Genomic DNA, 15,099 nt, shown 5'->3' on the forward strand with positions numbered 1-15,099 from the left:
CGGGTCTTTGCAAAGTGTCGTTCGGGCTGAGCCTGTCGAGGCGCCGTTCTTTCTTGCCGTGAAGTGAGACCTCCTTCGGCGAAGCGCAGGACAGGCTTCGACAGGCTCAGGGCGAACGGATCGAGGGGTGTCCCGTGAGCTTCTCTGTCAGTCGATCAGGGGTTGTGGCAGATGCATCGCAATTCCCGCATCGTCGGCCAGCAGCGTTGCCCAATGGGCTACCTTGGCAACTTCGTCGGCGTGGACCTCCAGTCCGCGTTGCGCTGCCTCAGCGCGTTGGCCAGGCGTAAAGGTCGCGCCATTTTTGGCGTCGCGGGCAAAGACCGGGCCGGTTGCGATTGCGGCGACCGCTTCATCGTCCAGAGCCAGCCCGAATAGCTGCGCTAATGCGGCCAGACTCTCTGCCGGCCTTGCGACCAGCGTATCGCTGTCCAGCGTGGCGACCCGTGCGCCCAATTGATCGCACAGCGTCTGGAACTGGCGCTGTTGCGCCAGCCAGCCGACGGCCGCGACCTGAATATCGGTCAGTCCCAGATAGTCGGACGGGGCGATGCCCAGCGGTTCGATCATCCCTTCGCGCACCAGTTTCTGGAACAGGTCACGTACCCAGAGCCGCCCCCACATCCCCTTGCGCGCGATCGACGCGAGATAGGGTTCCAGCGGGGCGTGGAGCAGCAGGGCGCGGGCACCGGGCCGCAAGCCCATGATTGCGGGGATCAGCGGATTGATGAGGTTTGAGGGTTTGATCACCACCGCCTCACTTGAGCCGAACGGGCGGGCGAGCAGATGGAGGCTGGCATCCAGCACGCGCGCGACCTCCGGCCCCTTCGCCCCGCGATGTCGCCAGCCGATCAGGTCGTTGAGCAGCACAGGTTCCTTCAGCCCCATCGCGACGCCGGGAATATCCATCGCGGCAGCCAGCAGGGTCGAGCAGCAATAGGCGGAATGGAACAGGAAATGGAGTGGCGCGCGGGGCGGCGCATGGGCCATGGCATCTGCCAGTCGCAACACCAGCGGCGCGTTCGTCTCTCCCAGATGCTCGTCCGTCAGGAAGGGGATGTCGCCATGCCGCGCGCGCGGAACCAGGCGCAGATGGACCGCATCGTGGCCTGGATCATATCGATGGGCCAACCATTGGGCATCGCGCAGGATATCGCGGATCGCTGGATCGGATGAGGTCATGGTGACCAGCCTTCGCATGGCTTTTCGGGTCATTCAAGCCGCCGGGCTTTCCCCTACTTGCCAGCGGCCCGGCTTGTGGTAGCGATGAGGGACAAGAAGCTGGGGGGCTTTATGGAATTGGCGGTTGGTCGGTTGGTGCAGCAGGCGGCGGAAGCGCGGCGGCAGGGGCGTGCCGCGGCGGCGGAGCAACTGTTAAACGATGCACTCACGCGACAACCGGGGGAACCGCAGGCGCTCAACCTGCTGGGGATGATTGCGCTGGACCGGCGGGATTTTGCGACGGCCACCACGCATTTTCGCGGTGCGGCGGCGGCTGATCCCAAGGAAGCGGCGCTATGGATGAATGTCGCGTCGGCGGAGCGCGGGCTGGGCGCGGCGGAGGGCGAACGCGCGGCGTTGCAGGCGGCGATCGACATCGACCAGCGCAATTTGATGGCGCAAATCCGCATGGCGCAGCTCCAGCAACGGCTGGATGAGCGGCAGGGTGCGGCGGACAGTTGGGGCAAGGCATTGGCGCTGTCGGCGGGCTTGCCCGACCTGCCGCCCGCGCTGGTAGAAACATTGGCGGAGGCGCGGGGCTTCGTCACCGCGCATCAGGCGGAGTTTGCAGCCTTTGTCGAAGCGGGTGTGGCGGCGCAACTGACGGCGGCGGATGCGGTAACGCAGCGGCGCTTTCAGGCCTGTCTAGATCGGGAATTTGGCCGTCGGACGATTTACCAGAATCACTGTTCGGGCCTGCATTACCCCTTCCTGCCTGCCGACGAATTTTTCGACCGTCAGCATTTTGCCTGGATGGATGCGCTGGAGGCACAGACCGATGTGATCCGCGCGGAATTTCTGGCCATGATCGGGCAGCATGACGGGGCGATCCGCCCTTATGTGCGGCAGGAAGCTGGTACGCCGGAGAATAAATGGACCGCGCTTGATGGCTCGCTCGACTGGGGCGCGGCCTTCTTGTGGGAATATGGCGTGCGGAACGAACCGGTCTGTGTCGCCTGTCCGCAGACGATCGCGGCGCTGGAGGCTCTGCCGCGTGCCGACATTCCGGGGCGAGCGCCATCGGCCTTCTTTTCGCTGCTGAGGCCGCGCAGCCGGATTCCGGCGCATAGCGGGGTCACCAATACACGCGCGATCATCCATCTGCCGCTGGTCGTACCGCCGGGTTGCTTCTTTCGTGTCGGGGGTGAAACGAGAGCCTGGCAAGAAGGGATCGCCTTTGCCTTTGACGACACGATCGAACATGAGGCGTGGAATGACAGCGATCATTTGCGGGTGGTGCTGATTTTCGACGTGTGGAACCCGCATTTGTCGCTTGCGGAGCAGGCGTTATTAAAGCAATTCTACGCCACGGCCGATGCAAGCAAGACGAAGGACGTCCTGCCGCGCATCTGATCGACGGCATGGAGGCTGGCCCGTTGCGAGAGACGAGGCCAGCGCTGCCGCCTATCCAGGAGAATGAGAGTGCGAATGTTCAAGGCAGTGATTGCGTCCAGCCTGATCGTCATGGCCATGCCGGTGCTGGCGCAGGACAAGGCTCCGCTGGACAAGAATGATCCCAATGCGGTGCGGTGCAAGCGGTTTCAGGTCACCGGGTCGCTGGTGAAGAAGGAACGGGTCTGCAAGACCAACGCCGAATGGCGGGCGATCACCGAGCAGCAGAATCGCGATGCCGATGACATCATCACCCGCAGCCGGGCGGGGATGAACCCCAACGGGTGAGGTGCAGGAGGGGCGTGGCCCCTCCCGCCTTTCGCGTCAGGCGACGCTGAGCGTCAGCGCGCCGTCGCCATCCTCGACCCGCACCTGCGATCCATCGGGGACGTCCCCGCGCAGGATCAGGTCGGCGAGCGGGTCTTGCAGGTAGCGCTGGACCGCGCGCTTCAATGGCCGTGCGCCATAGACCGGGTCATAGCCGACACGCCCCAGCCACGCCCGCGCGCCGTCGGTCAGGTCGAGCGCGATCTTGCGATCCTTGAGCAGTTTCTGCACACGGGCGACCTGAATATCGACGATCGGCGCCATATGGGCGACGCCGAGGCGATGGAACAGGATGATCTCGTCCAGACGGTTGAGGAATTCGGGGCGGAAATGGCTGCGGACCACCTCCATCACCTGATCCTCGACCTTTTCGACCGGATCATCGTCGCCAAGCGCCGCGATATATTGGCTGCCCAGGTTCGATGTCAGCACGATGATCGTGTTGGTGAAATCGACCGTGCGGCCCTGACCGTCGGTCAGGCGACCATCGTCCAGCACCTGGAGCAGGATGTTGAACACGTCGCCATGGGCCTTTTCGACCTCATCGAACAGCACGACCTGATAGGGGCGACGGCGCACCGCTTCGGTCAGGACGCCGCCTTCCTCATAGCCGACATAGCCGGGCGGCGCACCGATCAGCCGGGCGACGCTGTGCTTCTCCATGAATTCGCTCATGTCGATGCGGACCATGGCATTTTCATCGTCGAACAGGAAACCGGCCAGCGCCTTGGTCAGTTCGGTCTTGCCGACGCCCGTGGGGCCAAGGAAGAGGAAGGAGCCGAGCGGGCGGTTGGGATCCTGTAGCCCCGCGCGGGCGCGGCGCACGGCGGTGGACACGGCCTTGACCGCATGGGCCTGCCCGATGACGCGCTTGCCCAGCGTTTCTTCCATTGCCAGCAGTTTCTCGCGCTCACCAGTCATCATCCGCTCGACCGGGATGCCGGTCCAGCGGGCGACGACCCCGGCGATGTCCTCTGCGGTCACTTCCTCACGCAGCATGGCACCTTCGGACGCGGTTTCCGCTTCGGCGAGGCGCTTTTCGAGGCCTGGAATGGTGCCGTAGGACAACTCGCTCATTTTGGCGAGGTCGCCCGCGCGCTGCGCCTGTTCCAGTTCAAGCCGGGCGGCGTCGAGCTGTTCTTTGATCTTCGCTTCGCCGGCGATCTTGTCCTTTTCCGCCTGCCAGCGGGTGGTCAGCGAGGCGGATTGTTCCTCCAGATTGGCGAGATCGGTTTCGAGCGTGGTCAGCCGGTCGGCGGAGGCCTTGTCGGTTTCCTTCTTCAGCGCCTCGCGCTCGATCTTAAGCTGGATGATGCGGCGGTCGAGATTTTCAATCTCTTCGGGCTTGGATTCGACCTCCATGCGCAGGCGCGACGCGGCCTCGTCCATCAGGTCGATCGCCTTGTCGGGCAGGAAGCGGTCGGTGATGTAGCGGTTGGAGAGGGTCGCGGCTGACACAAGGGCGCTGTCGGTGATCCGCACGCCATGGTGCAGCTCATATTTTTCCTTCAGGCCGCGCAGGATGCTGACCGTATCCTCAACCGTGGGCTCGCCGACGAACACCGGCTGGAACCGGCGCTGGAGCGCAGGGTCTTTTTCGACATATTTGCGATATTCATCGAGCGTCGTCGCGCCGATGCAATGCAGTTCGCCGCGCGCCAATGCGGGCTTGAGCAGATTGCCTGCGTCCATCGCGCCTTCGGATTTGCCCGCGCCGATCAGCGTGTGCATTTCGTCGATGAACAGGACCACCTGGCCCTCTGCGGCCTTCACCTCGTCCAGCACGCCTTTCAGCCGCTCCTCAAACTCGCCGCGATATTTGGCGCCCGCGATCAGGCTGCCCATGTCGAGCGCCATCAATGTGCGGTCTTTGAGCGTATCGGGCACGTCTCCATTGGCGATGCGCAGCGCGAGGCCCTCGGCAATAGCGGTCTTGCCGACGCCGGGGTCGCCGATCAGCACCGGGTTATTCTTGGTCCGGCGGGCGAGGATCTGGATGGTGCGGCGGATTTCCTCGTCCCGGCCAATGACCGGGTCGAGCTTGCCGCTGCGCGCGGCTTCGGTGAGGTCGCGGGCGAATTTCTTGAGCGCGTCATAGCGATCCTCCGCGCCTGCGGTGTCGGCGCTGCGGCCCTGACGCAGATGATTGATCGCGGCGTTGAGCGCTTCCGCCTTGACGCCAGCGGCGGCCAGCGCCTTGCCAGCCGTCGTTGTGGTGGCCAGCGTCAGCGCGAGCAGCAGTCGTTCGACGGTAACGAAACTGTCGCCTGCCTTGGCCGCGACCTGTTCGGCGGAGTCCAGCACGCGCACCGCGTCATTGTCCAGGCCCGGCGTCTGCTGCGCGCCGCTGCCGGAGACCGACGGCACTTTGGCGAGCGCGGCGTCGGTGTCGCGCAGCGCAACTTCGGGTGCGCCGCCTGCGGCCTTGATCAGGCCGGACGCCATGCCCTGTTCATCCTCCAGCAGTGCTTTGAGCAGATGTTCGGGGCTGATCCGCTGATGGCTCATGCGGATGGCCACGGTTTGCGCCGACTGGAGGAAGCCCTTGGCGCGGTCGGTGAATTTTTCGAGGTTCATGACTTACCCTTGTGAAGCCCTTGGCTCTGTATGGAACTGCGGCTGATGTGGTGTTGCCAAAAGGCCACACAAGAGGCACTACGCAATTTCCACCCAAGATCAGCTCATTTTGGCGCGCTGGCCTTCGGCTGATCGGGCGCGAAGGCATCGCCGAAAAAGTCGCCCTGATACCAAAGCGGGGCTTGCGGCGCGTCGGCAATGTCGCGGGCGATGGCGTAATTGACGCGGGCGAATTTGGCGGCGGCCTGCCAGTTGAAGGGCAGGCTGATCTGGTCCGATGGCTGGTGATAGTCGGTCTTGAGGAAATGTTCGAATGCGGTTTTGCCGGGGCCAGCGAAGCCGGTCATCAGGAATACCGATGGTACGCCTTCCTGCACGAAGCGATAATGGTCGGATCGGGTGAAGAGGCCTTCCGCCGGGAGCGGATCGGGCGAGAGGGTGACGCCTGCGGATTTGGCCGCCCGATCGACGATCGGGCCGAGGGTGGAATGTTCCGCGCCGAACGCGACGACATCGGCGAAATCATAGGTCAGGATCGGCATGTCGAGATTGACCACGCCGACCAGCTTGCCCCCTGTCGGCAGGACGGGATTGCGCGCGAGATATTGGGAGCCGAGCAGGCCGTCCTCCTCTGCCGTGACCGCCGCGAGCAGGATGGAGCGTTTGGGGCGGGTGCCGCTGTCGGCAAAAGCCTTGGCCACGGCCAGCATCGTCGCGGTGCCTGACGCATTGTCCATCGCGCCATTATAGATTTTGTCCGGTCCCTTGGCGCTTTCGCGCACGCCATTATGGTCGAGATGGGCCATCAGCAGGACATATTCGCCTGCCAGCGCCGGGTCCGATCCGGGCAGGATGGCGATGACGTTGGAGGAGGCGGCGGTGCGGACCGTGCTGGTGCGGTCGAGCCGGATGAGGGGTTTGAGAGCAAAGCCCTTGGGCCGCCCCCCCCTCTTGGCGGCGAGTTGCATGATTGCGGCGATCTTGCGGCCTGATCCGGCGAACAGGGCTTCGGTAGCGGCCCCATTGATCGATGCGCCGCCGCGAATGGCGGGGGTGCGGGTGAAAGGCTTGGCCTGCGCATCGAGCCAGCTGACGGTCGGTTCGCTGGCGCGGTCGCGCAGCTTTTCCCAAGGGGTGCGGGCGAGCAGGCTGGGGCTGGGAATCGTGATAAGGCCGATCGCGCCCGCCTTTTGCGCGGCCAGTGGCTTTTCGGCGGCCAGATGCGCGCCGACTTCGCTGGGCATACCGACCGGCGAGCCGGAAAGGGCGACGGCGAATTTGCCGCGCAGGTCGAGGCCCGCATAATCGTTAATCTTCTCGCGGTCCGATTGCAGGCCATAGCCCACGAACACCGCGCCTGCCTCGATGCTCTGGACCGGTTCGCGACCGAATGCACCGATCGCGACATCGCTGCCCGTGTCGAAGCGGGTGCCGCCGATCGTGAGCGCGGGCTTCACTTTGGCGTCAAGTTCGGCGACCGCCAGCGTGACCGGCTGATACCAGCTATCCTTGACCGCCTGTTGCAGGCCGAGCGCGGCGAAGCGGGCGGCGACGTAGCGGGCGGCAATGTCAAAGCCGCGCGTCCCGGCGTCGCGCCCTTCAAGCAGATCGTCGGCCAGGAAGCTGACGTCGGCGCGGATCGCGTCGGGGGAGAAGGTCGGTTCCTGCGCGAGGGCGGGCGCGGAGAGAGCGAGCAAGGAAGCGAGCAGGGGCAGGCGGCGGAACATGGGAAGTGCCTTTGCAATCTATGATGTCCCGGAACCTATCGCGGCCAGCCGCGCTGTCCAGCGTCATGCGTATTGCGCTGCTAAAACGCCCCGCTATTCTAGCGTCCTCCGCGGGTGACCAACCCGGCTGCATTTTCCTAGAGGTTGTTCATGACCCTTTCCCCCCTGTCGCGTCGCCTGTCACTGCTGATCGGCCTGTCGGCGATTGCCCTGTCCCCCATGACGCAGGCAGTGGCACAGACGGTAGCGACCAGTGCTGCGCCCGCGCCGCTCTCCAGCCTCGTGTCGGCGGTCGATATTCCCTATGAGCAATTCACGCTGAAAAACGGGCTGCGGGTGATCGTCCATACCGATCGCAAGGCGCCGGTGGTGGCGGTGTCGATCTGGTATCATGTCGGATCGCGCTTTGAACCGGCAGGCAAGACCGGCTTTGCCCATCTGTTCGAGCATCTGATGTTCTATGGCTCTGAAAATGCCGATGGCCCGTTTTTCGGGCGGCTGGAGGATATTGGCGCGACCGACTGGAACGGGACGACCTGGTTCGACCGGACTAATTATTTCGAGACGGTGCCGACCGGGGCGCTCGACCGGGCGCTGTTCCTGGAGTCGGACCGGATGGGGCATCTGCTGGGCGCGGTGACGCAGCAGAAGCTGGATACCCAGCGCGGCGTCGTCCAGAATGAAAAGCGGATGGGGGAGAATGAACCCTATGGGCTGGTCGAATATGCGCAGCTGGCCGCTTTGCTGCCCGAAGGCCATCCCTATCGCCATTCGACCATCGGGTCGATGGCGGACCTGAACAGCGCCAGTCTGGGTGATGTGCAAAACTGGTTCAAGACCCATTATGGTCCCAACAATGCCGTGCTGGTGCTGGCCGGGGATATTGACGCGGCGACCGCGAAGAAGAAGGTCGAGCGCTGGTTCGGCAATATCGCGGCTGGCCCCGCGCCGCAGGATGTGGACGCGACCGTCCCGACGCTCGACAAGGATGTCGAGAAGGTGATGCATGACAATGTCGCGGCCACCCGCCTCTACCGCAACTGGGTGGTGCCGGGCGTCAATGGCGCGGATCTGCCCGCGCTTGATCTGGCGCTGTCGGTTTTTGGTGGGCTGGCTTCCTCGCGGCTCTACAACACCCTTGTGCGCGACGAGAAGGTGGCGGTGGGCGTCAAGGCCAGCGTCCAGCCGTTCGAGAAATTGAGCCTGGCCGAGATTACCGTCGATGTGAAGCCGGGGACCGATGCGGTCGCCGTGGGCAAGCGGCTCGATGCGCTGCTGGCCGACTATCTGGCCAAGGGACCGAGCGCCGACGAGGTGCAGCGCGCCGCGACCCGGCAGCTGGCGGGGACGATATCGGGACTGGAGCAGGTCGGCGGCTTTTCGGGCAAGGCGGTGACGCTGGCCGAAGGGGCGGTCTATTCCAACGACCCGGAGAAATATCGCAAGGATCTGGCCGCCTATGCCAGCGCGACCCCTGCCCAGGTGGGTGAGGCCGCGCGCAAATGGCTGGGGCGGCCGGTGTTCCGCCTGACGGTGGCACCGGGCGAACGATCGGCGGCGGACAATGCGCTGGCGGGGAATGCGACGCATAAGCCCGCTTATTTCCGTGATCCCGCCGCGCCTGCACCAGCGGCAGCGACGCCGCCTGCCCCCACCAAGATTGCCGAGCCGCCCATCGAGCCAGTGGCTGATCTGGATTTCCCGACGGTCGAACATGCGAGACTCAAGAACGGAATCGCCGTGCAGTTTGCGCGTCGGGCGACGGTGCCGACGGTGCGGGTGTCGGTGGCGTTCGATGCGGGCAATGCGGCGGATGATCGGGCCAAGCTCGGCACGGCGGCGCTGACGACGGCGTTGCTGGACGAGGGGACCAAGACCCGCAGTGCGCTGGACATTGCGCAGGAGCAAGAGCGGCTGGGCGCATCGGTGAGCGCGGGCAACAGCATGGACCGGACCACGGTGGGGCTGTTTGCGTTGAAGCCCAATCTGGATGCGTCGCTGGGGCTGCTGGCCGATGTGGTGCGCAATCCCGCTTTCGCGCCGGGCGAGGTGGAGCGGCTGCGCGGGCAGATGCTGACCCGGATCGCGGCGGAAAAGACCGAGCCGACCGCGATCGCCCAGCGGATGTTGCCGCCGCTGCTTTATGGCAAGGCGCATCCCTATGGCATTCCCTTTACCGGGTCGGGCACGGAAAGCGGGGTCAAGGCGGTGACGCGGGCGGACCTGACCGCTTTCCATGACCGCTGGCTGCGGCCTGACAATGCGACGATCTTCGTCACCGGCGACACCAGCCTGGCCGAATTGCTGCCGTTGCTGGAAAAGCGCTTTGGCGACTGGAAAGCGCCTGCGACGGCAAAGGGCACCAAGCTGTTCCGCATGGACCGGATGGCGCGCCCGCCGCGGATCATCCTGATCGACAAGCCGCAAAGCCCGCAGTCGATGATTCTGGCCGGGGTTCTGACAGCCAAGAAGGGGACCGACAATCCGGTGACGCTCCAGTCGGCCAATGAAGTGCTGGGCGGCAGCACGACGTCGCGGCTGACGATGGATCTGCGCGAGACCAAAGGCTGGGCCTATGGCGCCGGGACATCTCTGCCCGGCGTCAAGGACACTATCCCGCTGCTGGTCTATGCCCCGGTGCAGACCGACAAGACCGGCGAATCAATCATCGCGGCGCGGCAGGACATCAAGGATTTCCTGACGACCAAGGGGACGAGCGAGGCCGAGCGGAACCAGACGATCAACGGGCAAATCCTGTCGCTGCCCGGCAGTTTCGAGACGTCGTCCGACTTGCTGGGCGCGATGATGCGCAACAGCCTGATCGGGCGGGCGGATGATTTCTACGAGACGCTGCCCAACATCTACCGCGCGATGACCGCAGCCGATTTCGACAAGGCGGCGCGCGAGGCGATCAATGCCGACGGGCTGATCTGGGTCGTGGTGGGCGACGCAAAACTGGTGCGGCCGCAGCTTGACGCGGTGGGCTTGCCGGTCGAAACCGGCACCCTGGCTGACTGACAATTTCCAAAGGAGTGAATGAGATGGCAAGTGTCGATGGCGCCTATGATTGCGTGGCCAAGACGCCGATGGGCGACCAGAAGGGCGTGTTCACCGTGATCAGCAATGGCGACCGGTTCAACGGCACCTTTGCGGGCATGATGGGGTCGCTCGACGTGGTCGATGGCAAGGTCGCGGGCAACAGCCTGACCTGGAAGATGGAAATGACCATGCCGATGCCGATGACGCTGGAGTGCGAAGCGGACGTCAGCGGGGACGCGATTACCGGGACGATGCAGCTGGGCGCGTTCGGCGCTTCGGCCTTTACCGGTACGCGGCGGGCCTGAGTTGGCGGGGGCCGGGTGATGCCCGGCTCCCTTAACCCGACACTGAGCTGGACAATGACAACGCCCTTGCCCGTTTATGATTAGTTAGCTAACTAATTGATATGAAAGAGCGGGACGCCGGGCGGGCTTTATTGCATGTGCTGGGGCCGGTGGCGCGGGGATGGCGGCAGACGGCGGATGGGGCGCTGGCGGGCCTTGGCGTGTCCGGGAGCGCGGGCTGGTGTCTGGTGCATCTGGCCAGCGTGGGCGCGGTGTCGCGGCAGGCAGAGCTGGCGCAGTGGCTGGAGGTCAGCGCGCCCTCGCTGGTGCGGACGCTGGATCAGTTGCAGCGCGCCGGGTGGATCGAGCGGACGACCGATCCAGAGGATGGGCGGTCCAACCGGGTGACGCTGACCCCGGCGGGCAAGGCCATGGCGGCGCAGATTCAGGCGCGGCTGGACGTGCTGGCCGGCGAATTGCTGGGCGGCTTGCCGGACGGGGCGGTGGAGATCGCGGTGGAGCTGCTGGGATTGCTCCGGCTGCGGATTGCCGAACAGAAGCTGGCGCAGCTATTAGCCGATGGCGGCGATGATCCTGCGGGGGACGCGGAGCAGTGAGCCGTGGCGCGCACCCGGCGGCATGATCACGCGGGGGCTGACATCGCTCCATGTCAACATGTCGCGGGTGATGGCCGCGCCCCAGCGGCCTTCCTTATAGACGTCATAATAGCAGATCAGCGCGTCGCCAACCTGCGCGGTCATCGGCCCTTCGACCCAGGACGGGGAGAAGGGGGGCGAGAGCGGGCCGAAGGGACCGGCGGGGCTTTGCGCGGGCGCACTGCGCAGCCATTTGCGCGGCGGAGTGAGGGTTTCGTCCTTGATGATGAGGTGGAGGCTGCCGTCGGGCGCGCGGGCGAAGCTGCCGTCGATCAGGCTGAAACCGGGATCGTAGAGCGGTTGTGGCGGGGTGAAGGTCACGAAATCCGGGGTGGTGGTGGACCAGAGACGATGGTTGTAGCCCGATTCTGATGTGCCTGCGGTGTCCGGGTAGAGCCCCGTTACGGTGCTGGACCAGAAGAGCATCCAGTGGCGGGCGACGGGGTTGTAGATCGCTTCGGGCGCCCAGCAATTGCAGGTGCCGGGGACGGTGGCCATGACCGGCAGCGCGCGTTGGGGCGACCAGCGGATGAGGTCGGCGCTGGTCGCGTGGCCGATCGTCACCCCTTCCCAGGCGGTGGTCCAGAGCAGGTGGAAGGTCGCCCCGTCGTGAAACAGGAAGGGGTCGCGCAGCAGCTTGGTCTCGCCCACTTGCGGGACGAGCAGGCTGCGGCCAGCGGCCAGCGGGCGGAAGGTGAAGCCATCGTCGCTGGCGGCGAGTTTGAGGCCGTCGGCTTCGCCCTTACCGCTAGTGAAATAGGCGAAGAGGAGCGGGTCGGCGGCTAAGGCGGGCCGGGTGGCGCAGGCGGTGAGGGCCAGTGCGCCTGCCCCCAACGCAAAATCGCGCCGGTTCATGGATTATAGTCTTTCGCCATCTGGGCGTAGAGATCGAGCAGGGGGTTGGCGATATAGTCGCCGCCTTCGCCGATCGGGCCGGTCTGTTCGGGCTTTGGCGGTGGTGGGGCGCTGGCGAGGCCGCCGGGGGCTTCGGCGCTGTTGATGCCCTGGCTCAGCAGATCGGGTTTCGCGCCTTCGCCTGCGTTGCGGCCCTCCCGGTCGAACAGGGCTTCCTGATGACGGGTCGGTTCCCAGATGAAAGTCCCCCAGCCGCGCCGGTCGGGCAGGGCGTGGACCAGATCATTGAGGTAGCGTTTGCGGCTGGAATATTCGGCGACCAGCAGGCCTTTGCCGGGATAGCGGGCGAGGAACTGGTCGAAGGTCGTGGCCCAGTCCCCCTGTGCGCGCTGCTGGTAGCAGGAGAAGCCGATGACGTCGAAATCGACCTTGCGGGCGATCAGCGCGTCGGTCCATTCGCGCACGATTGGCCAGTGGCGGCCAAGATGATTGTGGAGCTGGATGGCGATGGCGGGTTCGGCGCGGCGCGCACCCGCTATCCCGGCGCGCAGCAAAGCGGCGAAGGCATCGAAGCCGCCCACGGCCCCGACCTTGGCATGGTTGGCGTCGGTGACGGGGTTGCCGGTGGGGGTGGAGAGCTTCACCCGGCCATGGGGCCAGAGGATGCCGAAGGTGGTTTCGTTGCCGATGACGGCCATGTCGACCGGCGCGCCGCCCGCGCGCATGGCGACCAGCGTGTCGTGGGTGTGGGCTTCGACGGCTTTGGCGAGTTGGGGGAGGTCGTATCCGGCCCAGGATGCGGGGACGCCCTGATGTTCCGGGTCGGCCCATGTGTCGCTATAGTGGAAGCTGAGGACGAGATAGAGGCCTGCGTCGCGGATGCGGCGGCCCAATGTGATGGTCTGGGCGAGGCCTGCCCAGGCCTTGTCGGGTTCGCGTCTGGAATAGCCCTTGGCGGGATCGACGAAGATGCGCAGGCGGATGGCGTTGAACCCGGCGTCGCGCAACAGGAGGATAGGGTCTTTCCGCACGTCGCCGACGAAATAGCGCGCACCGGCGGCTTCATCTTCGGGAATCCAGCTGATGTCGGCCCCGATGAGGAAGGGGCCGGGGCGGGTGCCGGTCTTTTTAGGCGCGGCGAAGGCCGGGCTGGCGAGCAGTGGCAGGGCTGTAGCGGCGAGCGCGGCGCGGCGGGTGAGGGCGGGCATCCTGTCTCCTTTGCGTGGGGCGGGAGGGAGGGTTGGTGCCTCCTCTTGTTTGGGCTTTTGGGTTGGTGTGCGACGCCCTGGGCTCCCGCTTTCGCGGGAGAACGGGTGGATTAGCGCGCCAGCCATCCGCCATCGACGGCGAGGGTGTGGCCGTGGATATAGTTTGCGGCTGGTGAGGCGAGGAACACGGCGGCTCCGCCAATGTCGCTGGCGTCGCCCCAGCGACCTGCGGGGATGCGTTCCTGGATCTGGCGGTTGCGGGTTTCGTCGGCTTGCAGCGCGGCGGTGTTGTTGGTGGCGATATAGCCCGGCGCGATGGCGTTGACGTTGACGCCTTTGGCCGCCCATTCGTTTGCCAGCAGCTTGGTGAGACCCGCGACGCCGCTCTTGGACGCGGTGTAGCTCGGCACGCGGATGCCGCCCTGGAAGGAGAGCAGGGAGGCGATGTTGATGATCTTGCCTGCACCCTGACCGATCATGTGGCGACCGGCGGCCTGGCTGAGGAAGAACAGCACCTTCAAATTGGTGTCGATCACTGCGTCCCAATCCGCCTCGGTAAAGTCCACGCTGTCGGCTCTACGGATGATCCCGGCATTGTTGACCAGGATATGGAGGCCACCCAGCGTGGCGATGGTTTCGTCGATGACGCGCTGAACCGGCTCGATGGTGGAGAGGTCCGCCGAGACGATCTCGGCCCGGCGCCCCAGCGCGCGGACCTTCTGCACCGTCTCCAGCGCAGGCGTGCGGCCGACAGCGGCGATGTCCGCACCAGCGCTGGCGAGCGAGAGGGCGATCGCCTGGCCAATGCCGGTATTCGCGCCGGTGACGATGGCGACTTTGCCGGTGAGGTCGAAGGGGTTGGTCATGGGGTTTCCTGTCCCCCTCCCTTCAGGGAGGGGTTAGGGGAGGGGCTGTCGGGACCGGGCGTTGCGGACATGCCCTCCCCCGACCCCTCCCTGAAGTGAGGGGAGAATTACGCCAGCTGGCAGATGTCCAGCACGTTCATGTCGGTATAATCCTGATTCTCGCCCGCCATCGCCCAGATGAAGGCATAGGCTTTGGTGCCCGATCCCATATGGATCGACCAGGGTGGCGAGATGACCGCTTCCTCGTTCGCCATGACGATGTGCCGCATCGCGTCGCCCTCGCCCATATAATGGAATACGCGATCGGCCGGGCCATCCAGCTCGAAATAGAAATAAATCTCGCTGCGCCGCTCATGGATATGCGGGGGCATGGTGTTCCAGACCGAGCCGGGCTTGAGCACGGTCAAGCCCATGACCAGCTGCGCGCTGTCGCAAATTCCGGGGATGACCAGCTGATAGATGGTGCGCTCGTTGGATTCTTCCAGGCTGCCGCGTTCCAGCGTCGTCGCGTCGGCCAGCGAGATCAGGCGCGTCGTGAACGCCTTGTGCGCCGGGCAGGAGGCGAGATAGTAGCGCGCGCCTGCGCCCGCAAACTGCACATCCTTCGCGCCCATGGTGACATAGAGGCAATCCTTGTTGCCCAGGGTGAAGCTCTCGCCATCCACGGTCACGGTGCCGGTGACGCCCGACACATTGACGATCGCCAGTTCGCGCCGTTCCAGGAACGGGTGGCCAGCGGCGGAGGCGGGTTCGGTCTGGGCGGGCAGCGCCACCGGCGCATCGGCGACCGCGACGCCGCCGATCACGAAGCGTTCGGCATGGGTGTAGTTCAGCACGCACTCGCCATCGCGGAACAGCCCGCCGATCAGGTAACGATCGCGCAACTCGTCATTGCTGACGCACTCCATCATGTCCGGGTGGGTTGCGTAATAGGTCTTGTCGAACAT

Annotated in this window: 12 protein-coding genes; 5 read left to right on the forward strand and 7 right to left on the reverse strand. The window is 65.2% G+C overall.

Translation table 11 applies throughout. The features are described from left to right. Nucleotides 1–147 precede the first annotated feature (147 nt). Nucleotides 148–1,182 carry a hypothetical protein gene (locus KRZ98_RS04685; protein ID WP_217672508.1) on the reverse strand — a complete coding sequence of 345 codons (1,035 nt, stop codon included), beginning with the start codon at nt 1,180–1,182 and terminating at the stop codon, nt 148–150. A 111-nt stretch (nt 1,183–1,293) separates the two neighbouring features. Here KRZ98_RS04685 and KRZ98_RS04690 point away from each other — a divergent pair, with 111 nt between their 5' ends. Further along, nucleotides 1,294–2,574, forward strand: a complete 1,281-nt coding sequence (locus KRZ98_RS04690) for an aspartyl/asparaginyl beta-hydroxylase domain-containing protein (protein ID WP_254798099.1) — start codon at nt 1,294–1,296, stop codon at nt 2,572–2,574. A 75-nt stretch (nt 2,575–2,649) separates the two neighbouring features. Continuing rightward, nucleotides 2,650–2,901, forward strand: a complete 252-nt coding sequence (locus tag KRZ98_RS04695; protein ID WP_217672566.1) for a hypothetical protein — start codon at nt 2,650–2,652, stop codon at nt 2,899–2,901. Nucleotides 2,902–2,937: 36 nt separating this feature from the next. Here KRZ98_RS04695 and clpB read toward each other — a convergent pair whose 3' ends face one another. Further along, the gene (gene clpB, locus KRZ98_RS04700) at nt 2,938–5,517 is read right to left on the reverse strand and encodes an ATP-dependent chaperone ClpB (protein WP_217672510.1); all 2,580 of its coding nucleotides are present in this window, start codon (nt 5,515–5,517) and stop codon (nt 2,938–2,940) included. Nucleotides 5,518–5,621: 104 nt separating this feature from the next. Continuing rightward, nucleotides 5,622–7,244 (reverse strand): M28 family metallopeptidase, encoded by a 1,623-nt coding sequence (locus tag KRZ98_RS04705; RefSeq protein ID WP_217672511.1) that lies wholly within the window; start codon nt 7,242–7,244, stop codon nt 5,622–5,624. Between the two features lie 150 nt (nt 7,245–7,394). On the opposite strand from KRZ98_RS04705, the gene KRZ98_RS04710 reads away from it, so the two are divergent. From KRZ98_RS04710 to KRZ98_RS04720, 3 genes are all read left to right on the forward strand, one after another. Beyond that, on the forward strand, nt 7,395–10,262 hold the full coding sequence (locus tag KRZ98_RS04710; protein WP_217672512.1) for a pitrilysin family protein: 2,868 nt from the start codon (nt 7,395–7,397) through the stop codon (nt 10,260–10,262). A 23-nt stretch (nt 10,263–10,285) separates the two neighbouring features. Next, a complete protein-coding gene (locus KRZ98_RS04715) occupies nt 10,286–10,588 on the forward strand; it encodes a hypothetical protein (RefSeq protein WP_217672513.1) in 303 nt (100 codons plus the stop codon). A 101-nt stretch (nt 10,589–10,689) separates the two neighbouring features. Next, the gene (locus KRZ98_RS04720; RefSeq protein ID WP_217672514.1) at nt 10,690–11,184 is read left to right on the forward strand and encodes a MarR family winged helix-turn-helix transcriptional regulator; all 495 of its coding nucleotides are present in this window, start codon (nt 10,690–10,692) and stop codon (nt 11,182–11,184) included. Here KRZ98_RS04720 and KRZ98_RS04725 read toward each other — a convergent pair. From KRZ98_RS04725 to kduI, 4 genes are all read right to left on the reverse strand, one after another. Next, nucleotides 11,140–12,078, reverse strand: coding sequence for a glycoside hydrolase family 43 protein (locus KRZ98_RS04725; protein ID WP_217672515.1), 939 nt, complete (start codon nt 12,076–12,078; stop codon nt 11,140–11,142). The two genes, KRZ98_RS04720 and KRZ98_RS04725, sit on opposite strands and share 45 nt — an antisense overlap. Further along, nucleotides 12,075–13,286: a glycosyl hydrolase 53 family protein gene (locus KRZ98_RS04730; RefSeq protein ID WP_217672516.1), complete on the reverse strand. Its 1,212-nt coding sequence runs from the start codon at nt 13,284–13,286 to the stop codon at nt 12,075–12,077. The genes KRZ98_RS04725 and KRZ98_RS04730 overlap by 4 nt, the downstream gene beginning before the upstream one ends. 110 nt (nt 13,287–13,396) lie before the next feature. Beyond that, nucleotides 13,397–14,152, reverse strand: coding sequence for a 2-dehydro-3-deoxy-D-gluconate 5-dehydrogenase KduD (gene kduD / locus KRZ98_RS04735; protein ID WP_217672517.1), 756 nt, complete (start codon nt 14,150–14,152; stop codon nt 13,397–13,399). 107 nt (nt 14,153–14,259) lie between these two features. After that, entirely contained in the window at nt 14,260–15,099 is an 840-nt protein-coding gene (kduI, locus tag KRZ98_RS04740) for a 5-dehydro-4-deoxy-D-glucuronate isomerase (protein ID WP_217672518.1), read from the reverse strand.

Origin of the sequence: Sphingobium sp. AS12 (assembly GCF_019097845.1) — a bacterium.
In the GTDB taxonomy this organism is placed as follows: domain Bacteria; phylum Pseudomonadota; class Alphaproteobacteria; order Sphingomonadales; family Sphingomonadaceae; genus Sphingobium.

Coding starts and splice junctions, on each gene's coding strand:
- KRZ98_RS04725 (WP_217672515.1), bottom strand. CDS start 12,078: ATGAACCGGCGCGATTTTGCGTTGGGGGCAGGCGCACTGGCCCTCACC.
- KRZ98_RS04710 (WP_217672512.1), top strand. CDS start 7,395: ATGACCCTTTCCCCCCTGTCGCGTCGCCTGTCACTGCTGATCGGCCTG.
- KRZ98_RS04695 (WP_217672566.1), top strand. CDS start 2,650: ATGTTCAAGGCAGTGATTGCGTCCAGCCTGATCGTCATGGCCATGCCG.
- KRZ98_RS04705 (WP_217672511.1), bottom strand. CDS start 7,244: ATGTTCCGCCGCCTGCCCCTGCTCGCTTCCTTGCTCGCTCTCTCCGCG.
- KRZ98_RS04715 (WP_217672513.1), top strand. CDS start 10,286: ATGGCAAGTGTCGATGGCGCCTATGATTGCGTGGCCAAGACGCCGATG.
- kduI (WP_217672518.1), bottom strand. CDS start 15,099: ATGTTCGACAAGACCTATTACGCAACCCACCCGGACATGATGGAGTGC.
- KRZ98_RS04685 (WP_217672508.1), bottom strand. CDS start 1,182: ATGACCTCATCCGATCCAGCGATCCGCGATATCCTGCGCGATGCCCAA.
- clpB (WP_217672510.1), bottom strand. CDS start 5,517: ATGAACCTCGAAAAATTCACCGACCGCGCCAAGGGCTTCCTCCAGTCG.
- KRZ98_RS04720 (WP_217672514.1), top strand. CDS start 10,690: ATGAAAGAGCGGGACGCCGGGCGGGCTTTATTGCATGTGCTGGGGCCG.
- kduD (WP_217672517.1), bottom strand. CDS start 14,152: ATGACCAACCCCTTCGACCTCACCGGCAAAGTCGCCATCGTCACCGGC.
- KRZ98_RS04690 (WP_254798099.1), top strand. CDS start 1,294: ATGGAATTGGCGGTTGGTCGGTTGGTGCAGCAGGCGGCGGAAGCGCGG.
- KRZ98_RS04730 (WP_217672516.1), bottom strand. CDS start 13,286: ATGCCCGCCCTCACCCGCCGCGCCGCGCTCGCCGCTACAGCCCTGCCA.